The following is an 18771-nucleotide window of genomic DNA, read 5'->3' on the forward strand; positions in this document are numbered from 1 at the left end:
CACTATAGTGCGGCAATAACGAGCGATTATCTTAAAACATGAAAAACAACATAAAGGAACAAAACGAAACGTTAAATCAATTGGATCAAAATTCAGCATTGCTAGCAGAACACCCCATTCTAGTAGAATTTAAAAACCTTATTCACCAGTATCCTCAGAATCACTGGGACCTCCAATTCTACTTGAAAAAGCTCAATATATCAAGAATAGCGTTACATCGATTGACGCTTTCAAGTAATGAAACTTCACCCAGCACGATCGTCAAGGAAATTGTTGCAAGTGAGATTGCTAAAAAACTAGCTTCTACGGAGATTCCGATTAAAGAGTTGACTTCGTATTATGGTTTTAGTTCATCGGCATCATTAACACGGTTTATCAAAAAACATACTGGTCTTAGTCCGCGAAAATTTAGAGCATTAAACGCATTGGATTATGTTTAAACTTGCCCAGCGACTATCTCTCATTTCGATAGTTAAAAATTGAATATCTTTAGGTAAACCTTTTTATGATGTTTCATGATACTCATGCATTTACCAACATTTAATATTGATTCAATAAGGCTGCACAGTGAATAAAAATCAAGATAGAGCAGCTACTGCTTTTTGATAAGCTTGTAATTATTCAGCGATTCGTCCTTTTGAACAGTATACTGATCTTTGAGTTGCATCACCCAACCCTCACCCTCTATTCGCTGTCCTTCGATTTTAGTAGGCCTACTAACGGTTATTTTATCCCAATTGGGCGCCATGAGCGCCCCACTTTTGACATCTAGAATCCCCCAGTTATCGGCGATCCTTATGGTTGGATAAACAGTTCCCAAATCTGTGATTGGGAGGATATTTCTCGGATCAAAAGACACATTCATTTTCTCAAATTTAATGGTCATATGAGGCTGATCCACAAACAAGGAACGATACAATGCAATTTGCTTCTTTATTTTTTCCGCTCGTAGTTGTTCCTCTGTGAATATCTGTTTTCCATTATACTCCGCTGTAATGGCTTTTACTGTTGCTGCAAGATCTTTCGGAAGTTCAATGTTCAATTCGCGCATAAAGAATACAGTTAAATCTGTATTTACTGAAATCTTTTGATTCCAAAGCGGATCCTTTAAACTCATTATATATCCATAGATGGGCGTGGTATTGTAGGCAAAAGACCTTACATAAGTGGGGTTCTTGAAAAATCTGTCTATTACATCAATGAAATGTTTTTTTGTTTTTTCTTTATCTCTCCCACTGATCATTACTCCGGTATACTCTGCAATCCCTTCATTAAGTTCCAATTGATTTTCAATATGGGCAGAGCCTGGAAAAAGTGAATTTCGATACTTCCGAAAAATCAAAGCATCCTTCAAGTGCATTCGTTGTTCATCTTGCGCGTCTGAACAAACCGTCTTTTTAAGCGCCTCCAATTCTAAACGTAAGTATATCCGTCCATTCTCTTGATCGAGATGAGTACTTTCGCTGTTATTTTGAACAAATCCCAAAGCCGATTGTGCGGAATGAAACAATTCATGAGCCAACAAATTGATCCGTGCATAATAATCTTTAGATAAAGGCAACATAATCATCGCCCAAGTGCGACCATTCCACGTTAAAGACGTATTGGCAATATTTACACTGTCGGGCAATTTAGCAATATAGCTATTTTTATATTGCACAAACGAACTATCAGCACCAAAGTTATTACTAAATAGCTGTCGTGTCTCAGGGTTCACCAAAATAATATCATCATATAAATCTCTATTCCATAACGAATAACCAATTTTAGTTGCAGTTTTAATTTCACTAAAATATTGAACAATACTGTCTGGCTTTGTCTCCTTAGATTCTTGTCCAAGCGCTAATGCACTGAGCAAAAGATATAGAAACGTTATAGATATTTTCTTCATTAAACACTTGTGAAAACGGTTATAAATGATATTTTTTGGTTAAAAAGAGATTGTTAGAATTTGACAAACATCTTCTTTCTAATTGCTAAAAATACACATTATATCACTAAAATATCTATCATTAAACAAAAAAAAGCACACTTAATCTGTGTACTTTTTTGCTCAACATCGACGATGCTGTGTTTATACATCATTATAAAGACTCTTTGAACTACAAAGTATTCTTGAGATATACTGCTGATTCCAAGTTCAATCCATCGAGTCTGCTAATACCTGGTTGTTTTACAAATCCATTCTGTTCAAAAAGTCCTATCAACGAACTTTTTAAGGGTTCATTGATCCAAATCACGTCGTAGGTACTGCAGACGGCAAGACATTTGTTCATTAATGATGCCTCCATTTGCTGCAGAGCCTCATGCTGGCAGACACCGAAATCCGCGATTCTAATCACACGTTTACCTGCCAGGCCTTTCGGCTTCTGCCCTTTTGAGGTTATTCTTGCATAACCCATCGGCTGATCGTTAGCATATACTACCAGCCATTGATTTGACATACTGTTTATTTCGCTGACAAGGGTTTTGGAATTAAAACTATCAACAATGTAATTATCTAGTTCAGCTGGCTCCACTAAGCTGCCGAATTTTTCTAGGGCTAGAGTTTTGGTGAGCATTGACAACGCTTCAATTCCCTGCTCTGTTGCTACCGTAAATTTTGTGACTATATTCATATGTGCATCTACTATTAAATACACAAATGTACATGCTATCACTTGCTATTATTCGATACACATTGTTCATTTAGCATCAGTACAGGCTCCCACATAAATAACGACCTATATGCTGGATCGCTTCTATTCGTTTATCAGAAAACTTATTCGCGATGACCAACCTAAAATAATGTTCAAAAGTATTCGAAAAAGAGAACGTATAGCCCGGCGTAAATCTTGCACCAATTTTTTCACACTGCGCGTAAAAATCCGCCATATCTGTACTTTCGGGCATTTTAACCCAAAGATTATACCCGCCTACAGGTGTGATCACTTTGGTTTTTTCAGGAAAACTGGAAGCGATTAGGTTGGTGGCCAGATAGGCATTTTTTGCCAGTTGCATCTTCAGTGAACGAATATGCCGATCGTAACTGCTGCTACCGATCAAACGGTTTACGGTCTCCTGATTCAGAGGAGAAACTGTACTGCCCAATGCAAACTTGATCTGTTCAGCATCCTTCAGAAATCGCCCTGTGCTTAACCAGCCCAGCCGAATTCCAGGTGCCAGGGTTTTTGAATACGATGAATACGTCATAACCAATCCGCTTTCATCAAATTGTTTAAGTGTGGATGGTCTGCTCCCCTGAAAGTTCAGGTCACCATAGATATCATTCTCGATTACAGCAACATGATATTGATGAGCAATCGCCAATAAAGCAATTTTCTGTTCATCTGAAAGCAAAATACCTGTTGGATTATGAAAATTCGGTGTTAGGACGACTGCTTTAACAGCATTTCCTTGACATGCTTTTCTAAAAAAGTCTATATCAAAACCATCTTTAGCAAGAACAGGAATTTCAATGACGCGCAGTTTGAGCACCCGAATGACCTCTAACGCAGAAAATACGCATGGACTTTCCACAGCAACAATATCTCCGGCTTCACATGCAGCAGCCAAGGCGATATACAAAGCCTGTAAGGCACCATCTGTGATCAGCAATTCATCTGCATGCAGCAAGGTCTGATAGGAAGCCGCACGCCTGATAATATTATCCTTCAATTGTACCGAACCATTAGATGGATAATAGCGCAGTAACCCTGCCCCTTGTTCCCGAATGACCTGCTGCATGGTCCGAAGTAAAAGTTTTTGCGGAACAAGAAGATCCCCCGGGGCAGCAACATTAAATTCCGAAAAACCCCGCCCCACAGGTGACGCTGTTGTCAGACCAAGCCCTTGTTCAAAGACAGCATCCCTTACTACCGGTGGACGTCGACGCCCTTCCGGTTCTGCCAGCATTTCATTCTTCGCACTGACATAGTAGCCAGATTTCGGAACACTCTCCACCAAACCAATAATCATAAGGTACTCATAACCTGACTGAACAGTACTCATACTTAAACCATAGTAATCTTTAAACTCGCGTACTGAAGGCAGCTTTTGCCCCGGTTTATAGACTCCTGATTTTATATTTTTCTCAATTGCTTGTGTAAAAATTTCAAATTTATAGCTCTTCATCTGTATTGATCACTTTTACCTATACTGTACCTGTATCGCAAATTTAATCAATCTAAATTTGTCTAAAAAAGAAATGACAGGTAATTATCAAATCAACAGCCCCAGCGAATTACGTGCTCTTCCACAGGAGGTATTACCCGAATTAAGTCAGGAACTAAGAAACTTCCTCATTGACCATATTGCTACACATGGCGGTCATTTTAGTTCAAGCCTTGGAGTTGTAGAACTTACTATAGCAGTTCATTATGTATTTAACACCCCTAAGGATAAATTGATCTGGGACGTTGGTCATCAGGCTTATGTCCATAAATTACTCACGGGGAGAGCGGCTCGCTTCCATTCGAACAGACTTCTAGGCGGTATAAGCGGATTTCCTGTTATGGAAGAAAATAACTTTGACGCCTTTGGTACAGGTCATTCTTCCACATCCCTATCAGCAATTCTGGGTATGGCCTGCGCAGCCAGGTATAAGGGTGATAACAGCCGTCAACACATCGCTGTTATAGGCGACGGCGCCATGACTGCCGGCCTGGCATTCGAAGCTTTAAATAATATAGGTTTTGAACAGCCTAACCTATTGATTATATTAAATGACAATGATATGTCTATTGATGCCGGTACGGGAGCCCTACAAAACTATCTGACCGACCTGACCTCGGGGCAAGCCTATAATCAGTTCAAATCACAGATCAAAAAGCTGCTGTTACCCCATAAAGATCGGACACAATGGTCAATTGCTGCGATTAGAAAAATAGAGAAATTGATAAAAACAGGGCTATTTGCATCGAGCAATATTTTCGAGGCCTTAGGTATACGTTATTTTGGACCAGTGGATGGTCATAACCTCCACAAGCTTATCAAAATTTTCGAGCAGTTGAAGCATATCCCGGGACCCAAAATAGTGCATTGTGTAACACAAAAAGGAAAAGGTTTTGCACCGGCCATGTTAAACAAGGTGGAATGGCATGCCACAGGGAAATTCGACAAGCTGACAGGTATACGGTTAGAAAACCAGTTACCGCAACTCCACAACGAGACTTTTCAGCAAGTGCTGGGCGAAACGCTGATACAGCTCGCCCAACGTAATAGCCGTATTATCGCTATAAGCCCGGCCATGCTTTCCGGCAGCAGGCTGACTGCAATGAAACAGCAGATGCCTAACCGCGTTTTTGACGTTGGTATCTGCGAGCAGCATGCCATTACTTTTTCTGCCGGCCTTGCTGCTGATGGGCTACTTCCTTTCTGTGTGATTTATTCGACATTCTTACAACGCGCCTATGATCAGCTAATCCACGATGTCGCTTTACAGAAATTACCGGTCGTGTTCTGTATCGACAGGGCCGGTGTTGTCGGTCCCGATGGTCCCACCCATCAGGGGGCATTCGACATTGCTTTTCTCCGCTGCATACCCAACATCACCGGCGCTTCGCCCATGACGCTCACAGACTTTAAAAATTTGTTGTTCACGGCTCAGGACATCACTCTTGACGGACCGCTTGCAATCCGCTACCCAAAAGGCCCAGGTAGTCGAGAGAAGCAATCAGACAAATGTACAAGACTTGAAATTGGAAAAGGAAGAAGGCTTTGTTCAGGGCAAGACATTGCCATACTCTCTCTTGGGCCCGTTGGTCAATATGCACAGGACGCCTGCAACGAACTGCTCCGGGAAGGCATGCAGGTTGGGCACTATGATCTACAGTTCTTTAAACCGCTCGACGAAGCGTTATTACATGAAGTATTCCAATCATATTCCTATATCATCACTGTTGAAGATGGATGTATAGCTGGTGGAGTAGGAACTGCAGTGCTGGAATTTATGGCCGAACATGGCTACTCAGCGACCTTGAAGCGACTTGGCTTGCCCGATACTTTTGCAGTACAGGGTACACAGCAACAGCTTCACCAACTTTATCACTACGACAAGCAGGCTATTATCGCCACGGTGAGACAGCTATACACGGGTCCGCTCGAATCGGCAGGCTCAGGGTGTAGCCTTAAGCCGAACGAGTCTTCCCCAAACAGTTAACTTAGTCACAATAGTAGTGCTTAAACAATATAGATTAAACTATCATTTGGTCTGATCATAGGATGTAAACAGCATAGGACCAACCCTGTCAGACATTCAGCTTGCGAAGCTTTCCTAAAAGGTCTTTTTGTCAGGACATGCCTTTCATAGACTTACTTCGTCTTTCAATTGTAAAAAGAATCTATAAGAGCCAAAACTGCCTATATCTTCTAAGACAAACATCCAGAAAGGTACGGTGTTTGTGGCTTACATGAAAGAAACAATGTTGTTTCTTTCATGTAGCAATTCATACCATGAAACACTTATTCGTCCTCCTTGCTATAGCGACTGGCTTATTTCTAATCAGCAAGGTTTGCTTTTCACAAAAAGGGAAAGATTCAAAACCGTCAATACAAAATACTATGAATACTATAAATCAAAAAGATCATGTTGTCTATTTTGCCGGAGGATGCTTCTGGGGAACTGAGCATTTCTTTAAACAAGTCCGCGGGGTCACCGCAACCGAAGTTGGCTATGCCAATGGAAACCTTCAGCACCCTTCATACGCACAAGTTTCGACAGGAACCTCAGGTTTTGCCGAAACGGTAAAGGTAACCTTCGACCCGGAGCTTGTCGATCTAAAGCTTCTCGTAGACCTTTTCTTCAAAACAATTGATCCAACTTCATTAAATAAACAAGGCAACGATATCGGTACACAATACCGTACAGGAATCTATTATACCAATGCGGATGATGCCGCTGTTATCAAAGAACAAATAGCTGCTTTAGCAAGTCAATACAACAGCAAAATCGTGGTGGAAATAGAATCTTTACAGAATTATTATAATGCTGAAGCTTATCATCAAAAATACCTGGACAAAAACCCTGGCGGTTATTGCCATATAAGCCCTGATTTATTTAAACTTGCGCGAAATGCCAACCCCGAAAAAGCGAAAGCGGACGTTAAAAACACGTATAAAAAAGCAGATAAGGAGACCTTGAAGAAAGAGTTGACTCCATTGCAATACGATGTTACACAAAACAGTGCAACGGAGCGCGCGTTTGACAATGCCTATAATGATGAATTTAGGGAAGGTATTTATGTCGATATCACAACCGGAGAACCCTTATTTGTTTCTACAGATAAATTTGAATCGGGATGTGGGTGGCCCAGTTTTTCCAAACCAATTAGCGATAGCCTGATTCAAGAACACTCCGACAATTCGTACGGGATGCGCAGAACGGAAGTACGCAGCAAAACTGGTGATGCACACCTCGGCCACGTTTTTAACGATGGACCGGCAGATAAAGGTGGTCTACGCTATTGTATAAACAGTGCTTCACTTCGATTTATTCCAAAAGACAAGATGAAAGCACAGGGCTACGAAAAGTATTTGCCATTATTGGTAAAAAAATAGTCTGCAGCGCCTCCAACGAGGCGCTTGCCCTGAACATTTCAGATTCCTTCAAGCTAGCGTTATAATAACCTATTATTCAATGCAAAAACCAATACTTCATTCATGTTACTTACCCCCAGCTTTTCAAATAATTTTCGCCGATGAAATTTCACCGTATCAATGGAAACGAAAATTTTTTCCGAAGTTTCATGAATGGTCAGACCGCGATGATAAAAACGTAAAATCTCTATTTCACGTTCGGTAAGATTAATCTTTTTTTGGGAGTTCCATTTCCCAGTCAACAGATCCAATTCCCATACTAGATCGGAGTGCAGCTTTTCGATAGTCACGTTACCTGAAGATACGTTAGTGGATAAAGACACGATACAAATTGCTTTCCATATTTTCCCCTCTTCTGTCAAAAAAACAGGTGTCAGTTTATGATTAATTAAAATAAACTTGTTGTGTGCATTTTGTATCTGAAAATCATACGATATAACATAAAGCTTCCGTTCCTCGATGGGTATTTTTTCATAAAAGCTGAACCCCGCTTCATTAATCGTAATGAGCATCTGGAAATCATCGGATGGAACATATTTTTGATAAAAGCCATAGCCCATTTCCAGTACCTCTTTGGCTGTTAAACCAGCGAGAAACAGCGGGTTGTCTGAAACAAACTCAAAACTTTTAGCCTGGTAATCGATTAGATAAATACTCTGATAGGTAATCCGTGAGAAAGCTTTGACGAGCTCAATATAGCCATGGGTCTGCAGGATGTCCCTTTCTGAAAGACGATCAACAGTATTTTTTTGTGAAAATAGCGCGTTAAAATCCATAACGAAATTCTAAATGTCGAAGTTAAATAAAACTACACTCAAGTGTAGCTTTTATTTGGACAAACTGTAATACTTTTGGACAAAACAGCTAAAAAAATATAGCTAACTGAACGAAAAGCCGGAAAAAACATAAAACTATTTCTTACACAAATGCTTATTAACACTATTCAGATTCGAAATATTGGAATCGCCTTGGGGATCTTATTTTTTGGAAACAGCAATGCACAGCAGAAAATTGAGGTTCTAAATTTTGGGACATTTCACATGAGCTATACGCCTGATGCACATAAAGTAGAATTTGACGAAAAAGATCAAAAAAACAGAAAAGAAACATATCAAGTAGCCAAACTGTTGGCAGACTTTAAACCAACTATCATCTGCGTGGAAATCATTCCTGAAAAAAACGAAGAATTGAACGGCGACTACAGCTCTTTTATTAAAGATAAAGGACATAAAGCTAAGTTCGGTGGTGAAATAGCCATAATTGCATATGAAGTAGGCAAACTTGCAGGGGTAAAAAAAAATTATGGAATTGATGAACAGCAAACTGCTGCTTATAATTACAACATTGCAAATGAGTTGGAGAATCAGGTAGACAGTGTAACCTATAAAAGCTACATGGGAAAAATTATGCAGGAATTCGCCCATATTGATAAACTCTCCATTTTAGAAAAATTAAAGGTATTTAATCAGAAAGAGACCTTGCAAAAGTTTATCAATGTAAACGCTGATATCTTAACCTACAGCAGTACAAAAGGTAATTTTGAAGGAGCAGACGAAGCCAGTAAATTCTACCGAAGAAATCTACGGATATTCTCCAATTTAAATCAGATCCCGGTCACTGGGCAGGATCGAATTTTGCTAATCACGGGCGCGACTCACGCAGCTTTCCTTGGTGAACTTTTGCAACGGAGCCCCAAATACAAACTCGTAGAAGTTGCCGAATACCTTCAATAAAACCATCGGTAAGAAAAGACTCTTTTGGTCGACTTTCGAATGAAACAGATTAACAAACCTTAATTACTTAAATAAACACTTCAAAATGATAACTTGTAAAAACTGTGGCACAGGCATTACGTCAAAATTCTGTCCCGATTGTGGCCAACCTGCAATGCTAAAAAGAATAGACGCTCATTATATCACCCACGAAATACAACATGTGCTTCACTTTGAACGCGGCATCCTCTATACCATTCGAGAATTGGTGACAGCTCCGGGGAAGAATGTGCAAAACTACATTTCTGAAAATCGCAGCCGGCTGGTCAAACCTATTATTTTCGTTATTGTCACATCTTTAGTGTATTCTATTATTGCCCACTTTTTCCATACTGAAGAGCGCTATATGCAATCAATCGACAGCCATGGTATTGAAAGTAAACTCGTAATCACAAGCAACATCTTTCGATGGCTACGAGATCATTATGGTTATGCTAACATTATTATGGGGTTCTTTATCGCCCTTTGGACTAAATTATTCTTTAAAAAATACGGTTATAATCTTTTTGAAATCATCATCTTATTATGTTTTATTATGGGGATGACAATGTTAATTTATGCACTTTTTGCAATAATTGACGGTATCACGCACCAAAGTTTAATCCTATATGCAACTTTAGTAACTTTTATATATTACTCCTGGGCCATGGGACAGTTTTTTGATAAAGCTAAAAAGATCAACTATTTCAAAGCATTTGCCGCTTCAATAATAGGCTTTTTCTCCTATTTGGTCGTCATACTTTTCATTGGTATTACATTGGATATACTTATAAAATAGCAATTTTGTGACTGATGCAGACATGTATCTAAGAAGCCACCATCATCAATTGATGCGATAAATGGGATAAAGAAGATGTGACTCTTCATAATAAGGTGAATGTTTGTATATCCAATCCAGCTGCGCACTACTACTTGCAGCAAGTTTAGGGTTGTTCATCTTTTCGCGCTCAAAGGCAGATCTTAAATCTTTATTCTCCTTTAGAAGCTTGGCTGCTGTATCTTCAAAAACATAAGCTGAATAGTATTCTTTTTGTCCTAAGATCGCATCAAAGAAATTCCAATTAAAATAAGAGTCTATTGCTTCAGGTTCCAAGGTTTCCAGTAGAAACTTCACACCGTCCTGGTTCAAAGGGACCAAAAAATCACCGGCACTGAAGTTTACCTTGTTGGACTCCCGAAGGAGACTGGTGTCAAAATGTAAATAATGCCCCTCATATGGACTTGAAGTTGTCTTGAAATCCTTAATCCTATACTGTTCCACCGCAATAACAGAATCTTGTTTAAGCGGAATCATCTTGATTTGATTGAGTGTCAACAATTCAATAATTTTCCATTCAGACTGCGGAATGACATAATACGATGGAATCGTCACTTCTTTTATCGGAACATATGTATTATATAACTTAACTTGTTTTGAAAACTTAGCGTTTCTATCATACCACAACCTATCTTTCGAAGAAACGTCACTTGGTTTATATTTTGCCTCGAAGCCCTTAAATTCCAGCGATTCATATTTTGAGGAATCAAGCTTCCATGCTATGGCATATTTATCCCCTATTTGATATTGCTTTAGGTTTTCAGCTCTTTTTTGTTTAATCACCTTATAATTCTGTTCGATAAAATCCAGGTTACAACGCATATAGTCATAAGTCGCTTTGACACGTTCTTGATAAGGTTTCAACATATGTGTTTCCACAACAGTTCCGATTACATTAAATAGACTGGTGTAACCTGTTGCGTATCTTGGCGAATCCATAAAGGTTGGAAAACCTCCATCGGGCACATCGTTGTGGATGTTAACATAGGGAACAGACATAAATCCTTTCTTTTGGAGATCCTTGAGTAAGTTTTTTTGCATGTGGCTGTTAAAATAATTTCCCAAAAGGTTTCCTAGACGTTCTTTGTTTGTTGAGATATAGGTGAAGGTGTACTGATAATCGGCCCCATTGCTGACATGATTATCTATAAAAACATCTGGTTTGACCCATTGAAAAATTCGCTGAAAACTCCGCGAGTTTTTAGTATCTGTCTTCACATCTGTCCTAAATAAATTTTAGGATTCGATTTCTGTGGTACAAGCATAGCTTTTTTCATCATTTCGATATTGACCCCTATTTTTCAATCTGCGAAGATCTTTAGCTGTCCCTTTTTTCCTTTTATAGGCGGCCTGAAAAAGGGATCATCTATCCATTGCCAGATGTTTATTTTCACGAAGATATTCATTCTGATGAATGCGACCAGATTGGACAGGTTCCAGTCATATTTGGCCTTTTTTTGTAAGTATTTTAACAGTAATATGCCAATGAGTGAAGTCCAGATCTGGATCATCACTGCATTTTCAGAAGTCCCTATGAATGTCGATACTTTTAAGCGCTGCTTTAGATGCTTGAAGAAGACTTCGATATGCCAGCGTTGTTTATAGATGTTTGCCACCAAAGAAGCCTTCCACTTCGTATTATTGGTCAAAAAGTGGTACTCATTGCCAGTGGTGCTGTCCCAAAAGTGGACTAGGCGTAGCGGCTTGCCGTTGTATTTATTGCAGGCAGCACCGGATAGCTCAATGAGCTCATCCTTAAGGATCCCCTTTTCCATGAGTGCTTCACTCTGATAGGACTTGATAACCTTGTACTTCATATTAACTTTACTCCTGGTAACGAAGTAACACCCCCTGCTGTCCAAATCCCCAAGCCAGCTGTAATCCACGTAGCCACGGTCCACTACCACCACGCTTCCCTTGGAAAAACTGTAACTACCGGCTCGCTGGCTCTCATGTACTTTTCCATCGGTAATCTGCATAAAAACAGGTAGGCAGCCATCATAATCCAAGACAGTGTGCAGCTTTACGGCACCTTTGGTGCTGCGAAACTTTGCCCAGTCAAATACAGATAGACATAAGGGGATGATGCTTGCATCCATCAGATATACTTTACGCTTTAGCTGAACAAGATCTTTGCGAAAATGCGTATCCTTTTGCCAAAGCCTTTCCAAAACAGAGAAATAAAGATCTTTGAAAAGTTCATGGGTACGGTGTGTGTTGATATAGGATATATTAGACTTACTTGGAGCTCTTACTACACCTAAGTGGTTCAGATTACCAGTGGTACTGCGTAGACCGTTACTAATATCACGGACCGAATCTGCCGAGGAAAAATGACAGAAAAGCATACTGACTAGATGCGTCCAGCTGTTGATCCCTTTCTGATGTTTGTCACTTTTGTGCTTTGAAACCAAATCTTTGAATAATTCGCGGTCGATAAGAGATAAAATCTGACTAAAAACATTTAAATTTATCATGGCGGTGTGTTATAATTTTGTGATTTAAATATAGCGATCTCGCTATATCAAAACACCGCCATTTTTTAAACGTTTAGGACGCAAGTGATCTGTCTTAATAAAATCCCTATTTAAGTCATAGTGTCTTGCATTTCCACGAAAACCATACTCCTCAGGGCCATTTTGATTAGCTCTGGAAAAGCTCCCACGATTTAACATCCCACTCACATTGTAACTCGCCAGCGCAACAACAATAACATTTTGAGGTGCCTTTATCTTTCCTGTCGCCAAATCGCGCATGAGCATCATAGTCGCATCAATACCGTCTGGCTCTCCAGGATGAATACCATTGTTGACCAATAAAACGCACCTCTCTTCCCTAGCCACTTCCAGAGTCTTTCCAAACGGATTAAATACAACAACATCTATTGGTTTATTGTTATCGTCTTCTCCCCTTGTTTCATAGTGAATTGTTGTATATTTCTGTGCCAATTCCTGATAATATGCCCGCATTTCTTCAAAAGTTGCCGATTGATTGCCATTACCCCGTTCATAAGGTGTAAGTATTTGGGCATAACTTCTGCCAAAAAGCATGAAAGAAAATAATATCAGGAACTGTTTCATAAGATCAATTTAGGCTCCAATTTACGATAAACTTGTTAAAATGCGTAAGCAATCTCGCCCTTCTATTAAGAACGGCTTCCCGATAAAAACAAAATCCCTAAGAAATGTAGGGATTTTGTTTTTACTCTTTATCGCTATCTTATTTGCTGACCTCGTTTAATAATTCAATATCTTCCGTATCTAATTTAAGAGCCGGAGCCGCACATAACGTATCCAATTGACGCTCACTTGTAGCACTCACAATGGGAGCGGTAATTAGCGGTTTAGCCAACAACCATGCTAATGCTACAGTCGCCTGTTTTGTCCCATGTTTCTCGGAGATAACATCGAGCGCTTCCAGGACAGCTTTACCTTTAGCATCAAAATATTTTTTGATCCCACCGCCTCTAGCCGTTTTATCAAAGTCAGCTTCAGTACGGTATTTACCGGTCAAGAAACCTGCAGCAAGTGACCAATATGGAAATACACTCAAGCCGTACTTCTCGACCAATCCCGCATAATCTGTTTCAAAACCTGTGCGCTCTACCAAATTATAATGCGGTTGCAAAGCAACATATTTAGGAAGACCATTTTTCTCCGCAACATCAAAGCTTTCCGTTAACCGCGCCGGCGATAGATTAGAAGCGGCAATATAACGTACCTTGCCTGCTTCTATTAAGTCAGCATAAGCCGACAATGTCTCCTCCACAGGTGTTATGTTATCGTCAAAGTGGGTATAGTATAAATCAATATGATCTACTCCCAATCGTCGCAATGATTCATCAGCAGATTTCAAAATATGTTTCCTTGAGATATCATATCCGTGCTCCTTAGTCTCGGATCCAACTTTTGTTGCGATTACTATATTTTGACGGTTACCACGGCTTTTTAACCATTTCCCAATAATTTCTTCGGACTGCCCGCCGGTTCCATTCACCCACCAAGAATAGGTATCTGCCGTATCGATAAAATTAAATCCTGCTCCTACGAACTTATCTAGCATTTCAAACGATTTTTGCTCATCTAATGTCCAGCCAAAAACATTCCCACCAAAATTAATTGGAGCTATCTGCAAATCTGTGTGTTGTATTTCTACCTTTTTCATTGAAATTATCTGTTTATTGTTCCTTTAAATAAAAAATCGCTATGCAAGTATAGCTATAAAGCTAAAGTTACAGTATTCATCTTGAGCCACGACAGCATTCTTCACATCTAATTGTCAAAAAGAGTAAAGTACTTTACTGTAATTTAGTACGCAGTTACTATTTATTATACTAAATTGCAACAGGCTTTCGGCCGGATGATTGTGCTCATAGCCTAAAATGCCATCTTAGTTCTCATGGCCGACATCAATATGACGGGTCCTGAACATGTCCGATAAAGCTTTCAATAGATTGAACAGATTAAATTGACAAAACCCAATCTTCCATGATCCCAATAGTATATAGACCAGCAATGGAAAGTGATTTGATTTTTCTTTTAGATCTAAGAGCAAAAACCATGACCCCACATTTAATTGCCGCCGCGTTACCCACTACTACGGATTCACATCTACAAAGAATTAAATACAAATTTGAACATGCTGCTATCATTGAATATGACAATATCCCTATCGGGCTTTTGAAAATCGAGAAAGGACGGGCTCATATCGAGTTGATTCAAATACAGATCGATCCCCGATATCAAGGGAAAGGGCTGGGAAAAAAGATATTAAAAGATCTTATAAATGAGGCAATTTATGAAGGGAAGTCGATTTCATTACATGTGTTAAAAACTAATAAAGCGCAAAAGCTCTACTTTAGTCTTGGTTTCGAAATTATCGGAGAAGACGAGCATTCATATCATATGAAGTACTCAAACAAGGATAAGATTTAAAAAAACAGGTCGGCTCTTTAACCGACCTGTTTTTGCATTACTTTTCAATAGACGACATATCGATTACAAAACGATATTTCACATCACTATCCAATACCCTTTGATACGCCTCATTTACATAGTCGATATCAATCATTTCTGTTTCAGGTAGAATATTATGTTCAGCACAAAAATCAAGCATATCCTGAGTTTCCTGTATTCCCCCAATGCTGGAAGCCGTTAGGATCTTATTTCCCCCCATGATTGAGCGTCCATTAATTTCCATGGGCGCAGCCGGAATCCCCACGCAAATATAAACTCCTTTTGTTTTCAATAATGCAAGATAGAGGTTATAGTCATGCGGTGCTGATACGGTATCAATAATAAAATCAAAATACGATGAGAATTCTTTTATTTCATCGGCCTCATGCGTATTTAAGAACTTGTGTGCTCCAAGTAGAGCAGCATCCTCCTTTTTGCGCGGTGAATGACTTATCATTGTGACTTCTGCCCCCATTGCCACTGCAATTTTAACAGCCATATGTCCCAATCCGCCTAAGCCTAACACACCAACTTTATGCCCTTTGCTAACATTCCATCTTTTTAATGGCGAATAGGTGGTGATTCCTGCACAGAGTAGCGGTGCCACCTTTTTAATATCCAAAGATTCCGGCACATGCAGCACAAAATCTGCATCCGCAACAATATTATTGCTATAACCACCAAAAGTATAGCTGTGATCGTGCATCACATCTTTGCTGTTGTACGTCCAGACGGTCTTCTTTTCTGAACAGAACTGTTGTTGGTCTGACTTACAGTTATCGCATTCGCCACAGGAAGCAACCATACAACCGACACCTGCCAGGTCACCTTTTTTGAACTTAGTCACTCCAGGACCAACTGCACTTATCCGACCAACAATTTCGTGCCCGGGAACAATTGGGTATTGTGTACCACCCCACTCATCATGTACTTGATGAATATCAGAGTGACAGATCCCGCTGTACAAGATATCTATTAAAACATCGTTTGCACCAAGCTCTCTCCTTTCAAACTCCCAGTATTCAAGTGGAGAACTACTGTCTTTCGCCGCATAACCTTTCGACTTAATCATATTATCTTTTTTTATAGACCACAATTTGGATACGAAGATATCTTCGATCCCCTATTTACGTTGTGCTAAGTTAGCGGGTACCGATGACGGATAAAGAAAGGCAAACACAATATTGACACTGCGCAAACAAAAAAACAAGTTTAAACATAGAAGTATCCGCACAAGACCATGTATATTTGAGTTCATATAAATCACTTCAATGAAAAGAACCAGTCTAACGCTAGCAATTATTTGCTTAACATCAATGGCCTTCGCCCAAAAGATAAGCTACAAAGTGAACACGCAAAATTCGACGATCAAATGGAATGCGAAAAAAGTTGTCGGGGGACATGTGGGAACAATCAATATACAAGAAGGCACGGTACAGACAGAAAAAGGGAAAATTACCGGCGGAGGTTTTACCATAGATATGAATTCCATGGCTTGTACTGACGCACCTAAATTGACCGGGCACCTAAAAAATGAAGATTTCTTCAATGTGCCTACCTACCCTAGCAGCAAATTTGTCATCAGTAAAGTTGATAATAGCAAAGGCACTCCAATCATAACCGGTAATCTGACGATTAAGAATAAAACAAAATCGATCTCCTTTCCAGCAAAAGTCACCACAACTGCAGATGGACTTTCTGCTGAAGCTATAGGAGTTAAGGTAAATCGGCTGGACTTTGATATACAGTATCGTTCAGCAAGCTTTTTCTCCGACCTAGGCAATCGCGCCATCGATGATGAATTCACCTTAGATATCGTGCTTAAGGCTGTAAAGTAAAAACTTCGTAGGAGCCCTCTGTTAATACAGGCGGCTCTTCCTTCATTGAATAATCGCACCGAGAATCGACATAATTTACTCGAGCTGCTTTTACACACAGACTACTTAAGGCTGTGATGTCACCTCATACCGGCATGGAAAATCCAACAGTGCGGCACTTATTCTTCCTCAGAAATAGCGCATTAGCGCTGTGCTACAACATTAAACAAAGACTCTGTTAAATTAGATTTGATTCAAATTGCACTTAGCAAGCGATAAGATTGATGAAAGTAAAGTTTTAAAATTATCTTTAAACTCGCTAAAGTAAGGGTAGACAAATTATATATGGAGAAAATAAAAACTTTTCAACAGCACGAGCTTAATAGAATTAGAAAAAATTGGAGTGAAAGTGACCTCGCATTTGAAAAGTTGGGAAGATCTTCTAATATATCCGATTATTCGGATCGGGAGATCAATGAAATGCTGCTCGGTGTATATAAAGACAGTAAACACCTTATGGTCGATGAAGGCTACTTTATTGATCTCGCGAAAGCGCATAAAGCCAGTTGTATTTTGGTTGATGTATCCTATTCAAGACGTATCAAACCTGCTCCAAACAGCATACTTAATCTTCAGGATATCCGTAATTTTTACATTGAAGATTATTTTATAGAGACGAAAGAAGCATTCTCCAACAAAAATAAACATAAGATAACGGGTTATCTCAAAAAGATCGGCGGTATCAGTTTGGGTAAAGGGCAATACAATTATCTGTATTCTATTCCGAACGATTTCAAAACGTTTTTCGGTGATACACCGGCCGATCTGTTCTATCCTATACAACGTTATATCAACGGGTTATTTTTTGACGACGATTATCGAATTTCAGATTTTGAAGTCATCAGTAAGATTGTTATCAGTAAGACATAATTTCGATTGCCGGAGCAACCGCTCTTGGTTTCTTAATTGATAATCTCGCCATCATTCTGATCTAGTTTATCACGAAATTTTCCAAGTTCCTGAACACCTGGTTTTGCCCATTCAGCAACCTCACCTATAATTTTTAATGGAAATTCAGATCTATAGGAACGTGTCGGATTTCCGGGAAACTTCTGGTCCGTCAGATTAGGGTCATGCTCATAATCACCGGTAGGTTCAACAATAAATACCCGCTCGCTGCGCTCACCTTTTGCCAGGGCCGCTGCAAGTCCGGCCCCATTCATCATACCTGTAAAATAAATATGATTCATTTTGAAGTCGGCTTGATAGTTAGAATTGAAGCCTGGAACCAATAAGTCGCCGATTTGTGCATCTGCTTTTGTACCGTGATAAAAAGGTCCCTTATCAAAGGGAATGTTCTTATAAGAAGAGGCCAACCTAGCATATTCACTTGCCTTTGCTTCTTCTCCTAAACTTGTGTAACAGGCACAAATCTTCAAATACATTCCGGGCAACGCACTGGTAGCTCGATCATCACCGATTACCAATGCGTGATCTAAGGCTATGTGCAGCCATTTCAAAAGATCCGACACCGTTTTCTGCTGCCGGGATACAAAATAGGCTGCAATAAACTTCTCATGGTCATCGCTTGCCTCCCGATAACCCTCTGCAAAAAAGAACAGCGCTTCATCGTGTCTACCGTTTTCTTCCAATTGTATGCCTTTTAGGCAAAGTTTGACAACCCCGTTAAATGGTGAAAATTCCATCGTATAAATTATTATCTATTCAACCGAATATTATCCTCGATGTAGTTATAAGTGAATACCCTTAGTAACATCAGGACTTAAGCAAGGCTCTGTATGTAAAAAGCCAGTTATTAAGAATAACCGGCTCTT

At 39.6% G+C, this 18771-nt stretch carries 18 protein-coding genes and 1 pseudogene; 9 read left to right on the plus strand and 10 right to left on the minus strand.

Translation table 11 applies throughout. The features are described from left to right. The first annotated feature begins 38 nt into the window (after positions 1 to 38). Positions 39 to 440, plus strand: a complete 402-nt coding sequence (locus tag AACH28_RS03815; RefSeq protein WP_182331930.1) for a helix-turn-helix domain-containing protein — start codon at positions 39 to 41, stop codon at positions 438 to 440. A 152-nt stretch (positions 441 to 592) separates the two neighbouring features. Here AACH28_RS03815 and AACH28_RS03820 read toward each other — a convergent pair whose 3' ends face one another. From AACH28_RS03820 to AACH28_RS03830, 3 genes are all read right to left on the minus strand, one after another. Next, positions 593 to 1891 carry a hypothetical protein gene (locus tag AACH28_RS03820; protein ID WP_341832293.1) on the minus strand — a complete coding sequence of 433 codons (1299 nt, stop codon included), beginning with the start codon at positions 1889 to 1891 and terminating at the stop codon, positions 593 to 595. Between the two features lie 211 nt (positions 1892 to 2102). After that, a complete protein-coding gene (locus AACH28_RS03825; protein ID WP_182331926.1) occupies positions 2103 to 2618 on the minus strand; it encodes an N-acetyltransferase in 516 nt (171 codons plus the stop codon). Between the two features lie 76 nt (positions 2619 to 2694). Next, complete coding sequence (locus tag AACH28_RS03830; RefSeq protein WP_341832294.1) at positions 2695 to 4113, minus strand: PLP-dependent aminotransferase family protein; 1419 nt, start codon at positions 4111 to 4113, stop codon at positions 2695 to 2697. A 58-nt stretch (positions 4114 to 4171) separates the two neighbouring features. On the opposite strand from AACH28_RS03830, the gene dxs reads away from it, so the two are divergent. The 3 genes and pseudogenes from dxs to msrB all read left to right on the plus strand — a co-directional run bounded on the left by dxs (position 4172) and on the right by msrB (position 7536). After that, a complete protein-coding gene (gene dxs / locus AACH28_RS03835) occupies positions 4172 to 6139 on the plus strand; it encodes a 1-deoxy-D-xylulose-5-phosphate synthase (protein WP_341832295.1) in 1968 nt (655 codons plus the stop codon). A gap of 401 nt (positions 6140 to 6540) precedes the next feature. Next, positions 6541 to 7008 (plus strand): annotated as a pseudogene (gene msrA / locus AACH28_RS25475) (peptide-methionine (S)-S-oxide reductase MsrA); the annotation flags it as partial. 108 nt (positions 7009 to 7116) lie between these two features. Further along, the gene (gene msrB / locus AACH28_RS25480) at positions 7117 to 7536 is read left to right on the plus strand and encodes a peptide-methionine (R)-S-oxide reductase MsrB (RefSeq protein ID WP_349675893.1); all 420 of its coding nucleotides are present in this window, start codon (positions 7117 to 7119) and stop codon (positions 7534 to 7536) included. A gap of 59 nt (positions 7537 to 7595) precedes the next feature. Here the strand turns inward: msrB and AACH28_RS03845 are convergent, their stop codons facing one another. Then, entirely contained in the window at positions 7596 to 8351 is a 756-nt protein-coding gene (locus tag AACH28_RS03845) for a response regulator transcription factor (protein ID WP_182331920.1), read from the minus strand. A gap of 150 nt (positions 8352 to 8501) precedes the next feature. On the opposite strand from AACH28_RS03845, the gene AACH28_RS03850 reads away from it, so the two are divergent. Together AACH28_RS03850 and AACH28_RS03855 are read left to right on the plus strand one after the other, a co-directional pair. Further along, positions 8502 to 9308: a DUF5694 domain-containing protein gene (locus tag AACH28_RS03850; RefSeq protein WP_341832296.1), complete on the plus strand. Its 807-nt coding sequence runs from the start codon at positions 8502 to 8504 to the stop codon at positions 9306 to 9308. 85 nt (positions 9309 to 9393) lie between these two features. Beyond that, positions 9394 to 10125: a DUF3667 domain-containing protein gene (locus tag AACH28_RS03855; RefSeq protein WP_227550078.1), complete on the plus strand. Its 732-nt coding sequence runs from the start codon at positions 9394 to 9396 to the stop codon at positions 10123 to 10125. 45 nt (positions 10126 to 10170) lie between these two features. Here AACH28_RS03855 and AACH28_RS03860 read toward each other — a convergent pair whose 3' ends face one another. The 4 genes from AACH28_RS03860 to AACH28_RS03875 form a co-directional block, all read right to left on the minus strand. Next, positions 10171 to 11382: a hypothetical protein gene (locus AACH28_RS03860; protein ID WP_341832297.1), complete on the minus strand. Its 1212-nt coding sequence runs from the start codon at positions 11380 to 11382 to the stop codon at positions 10171 to 10173. Between the two features lie 83 nt (positions 11383 to 11465). Further along, positions 11466 to 12641, minus strand: a complete 1176-nt coding sequence (locus AACH28_RS03865) for an IS4 family transposase (RefSeq protein WP_341832057.1) — start codon at positions 12639 to 12641, stop codon at positions 11466 to 11468. A 42-nt stretch (positions 12642 to 12683) separates the two neighbouring features. Further along, on the minus strand, positions 12684 to 13244 hold the full coding sequence (locus AACH28_RS03870; RefSeq protein ID WP_341832298.1) for a hypothetical protein: 561 nt from the start codon (positions 13242 to 13244) through the stop codon (positions 12684 to 12686). A gap of 139 nt (positions 13245 to 13383) precedes the next feature. Then, a complete protein-coding gene (locus AACH28_RS03875) occupies positions 13384 to 14328 on the minus strand; it encodes an aldo/keto reductase (RefSeq protein WP_182331917.1) in 945 nt (314 codons plus the stop codon). Between the two features lie 323 nt (positions 14329 to 14651). On the opposite strand from AACH28_RS03875, the gene AACH28_RS03880 reads away from it, so the two are divergent. Then, positions 14652 to 15098 carry an N-acetyltransferase gene (locus AACH28_RS03880; protein WP_202883764.1) on the plus strand — a complete coding sequence of 149 codons (447 nt, stop codon included), beginning with the start codon at positions 14652 to 14654 and terminating at the stop codon, positions 15096 to 15098. A 37-nt stretch (positions 15099 to 15135) separates the two neighbouring features. On the opposite strand, the gene AACH28_RS03885 is transcribed toward AACH28_RS03880, so the two are convergent. Further along, the gene (locus tag AACH28_RS03885; protein WP_182331915.1) at positions 15136 to 16191 is read right to left on the minus strand and encodes an NAD(P)-dependent alcohol dehydrogenase; all 1056 of its coding nucleotides are present in this window, start codon (positions 16189 to 16191) and stop codon (positions 15136 to 15138) included. Between the two features lie 199 nt (positions 16192 to 16390). Here AACH28_RS03885 and AACH28_RS03890 point away from each other — a divergent pair, with 199 nt between their 5' ends. Together AACH28_RS03890 and AACH28_RS03895 are read left to right on the plus strand one after the other, a co-directional pair. Next, the gene (locus AACH28_RS03890) at positions 16391 to 16957 is read left to right on the plus strand and encodes a YceI family protein (RefSeq protein WP_145326844.1); all 567 of its coding nucleotides are present in this window, start codon (positions 16391 to 16393) and stop codon (positions 16955 to 16957) included. 324 nt (positions 16958 to 17281) lie between these two features. Next, positions 17282 to 17866 carry a hypothetical protein gene (locus tag AACH28_RS03895; RefSeq protein WP_182331914.1) on the plus strand — a complete coding sequence of 195 codons (585 nt, stop codon included), beginning with the start codon at positions 17282 to 17284 and terminating at the stop codon, positions 17864 to 17866. Positions 17867 to 17898: 32 nt separating this feature from the next. On the opposite strand, the gene arr is transcribed toward AACH28_RS03895, so the two are convergent. Next, entirely contained in the window at positions 17899 to 18642 is a 744-nt protein-coding gene (gene arr / locus AACH28_RS03900) for an NAD(+)--rifampin ADP-ribosyltransferase (RefSeq protein ID WP_182331912.1), read from the minus strand. Positions 18643 to 18771 lie beyond the last annotated feature (129 nt).

This window comes from Sphingobacterium thalpophilum (assembly GCF_038396785.1).
In the GTDB taxonomy this organism is placed as follows: Bacteria; Bacteroidota; Bacteroidia; order Sphingobacteriales; family Sphingobacteriaceae; genus Sphingobacterium; species Sphingobacterium thalpophilum_A.

Excerpts from the sequence above, each read along its gene's own strand:
- AACH28_RS03845 (WP_182331920.1), bottom strand. The coding sequence starts at position 8,351 with ATGGATTTTAACGCGCTATTTTCACAAAAAAATACTGTTGATCGTCTT.
- AACH28_RS03870 (WP_341832298.1), bottom strand. The coding sequence starts at position 13,244 with ATGAAACAGTTCCTGATATTATTTTCTTTCATGCTTTTTGGCAGAAGT.
- AACH28_RS03850 (WP_341832296.1), top strand. The coding sequence starts at position 8,502 with ATGCTTATTAACACTATTCAGATTCGAAATATTGGAATCGCCTTGGGG.
- AACH28_RS03890 (WP_145326844.1), top strand. The coding sequence starts at position 16,391 with ATGAAAAGAACCAGTCTAACGCTAGCAATTATTTGCTTAACATCAATG.
- AACH28_RS03825 (WP_182331926.1), bottom strand. The coding sequence starts at position 2,618 with ATGAATATAGTCACAAAATTTACGGTAGCAACAGAGCAGGGAATTGAA.
- AACH28_RS03830 (WP_341832294.1), bottom strand. The coding sequence starts at position 4,113 with ATGAAGAGCTATAAATTTGAAATTTTTACACAAGCAATTGAGAAAAAT.
- AACH28_RS03875 (WP_182331917.1), bottom strand. The coding sequence starts at position 14,328 with ATGAAAAAGGTAGAAATACAACACACAGATTTGCAGATAGCTCCAATT.
- AACH28_RS03880 (WP_202883764.1), top strand. The coding sequence starts at position 14,652 with ATGATCCCAATAGTATATAGACCAGCAATGGAAAGTGATTTGATTTTT.
- AACH28_RS03895 (WP_182331914.1), top strand. The coding sequence starts at position 17,282 with ATGGAGAAAATAAAAACTTTTCAACAGCACGAGCTTAATAGAATTAGA.
- AACH28_RS03820 (WP_341832293.1), bottom strand. The coding sequence starts at position 1,891 with ATGAAGAAAATATCTATAACGTTTCTATATCTTTTGCTCAGTGCATTA.
- arr (WP_182331912.1), bottom strand. The coding sequence starts at position 18,642 with ATGGAATTTTCACCATTTAACGGGGTTGTCAAACTTTGCCTAAAAGGC.
- AACH28_RS03885 (WP_182331915.1), bottom strand. The coding sequence starts at position 16,191 with ATGATTAAGTCGAAAGGTTATGCGGCGAAAGACAGTAGTTCTCCACTT.
- AACH28_RS03855 (WP_227550078.1), top strand. The coding sequence starts at position 9,394 with ATGATAACTTGTAAAAACTGTGGCACAGGCATTACGTCAAAATTCTGT.
- AACH28_RS03815 (WP_182331930.1), top strand. The coding sequence starts at position 39 with ATGAAAAACAACATAAAGGAACAAAACGAAACGTTAAATCAATTGGAT.
- AACH28_RS03865 (WP_341832057.1), bottom strand. The coding sequence starts at position 12,641 with ATGATAAATTTAAATGTTTTTAGTCAGATTTTATCTCTTATCGACCGC.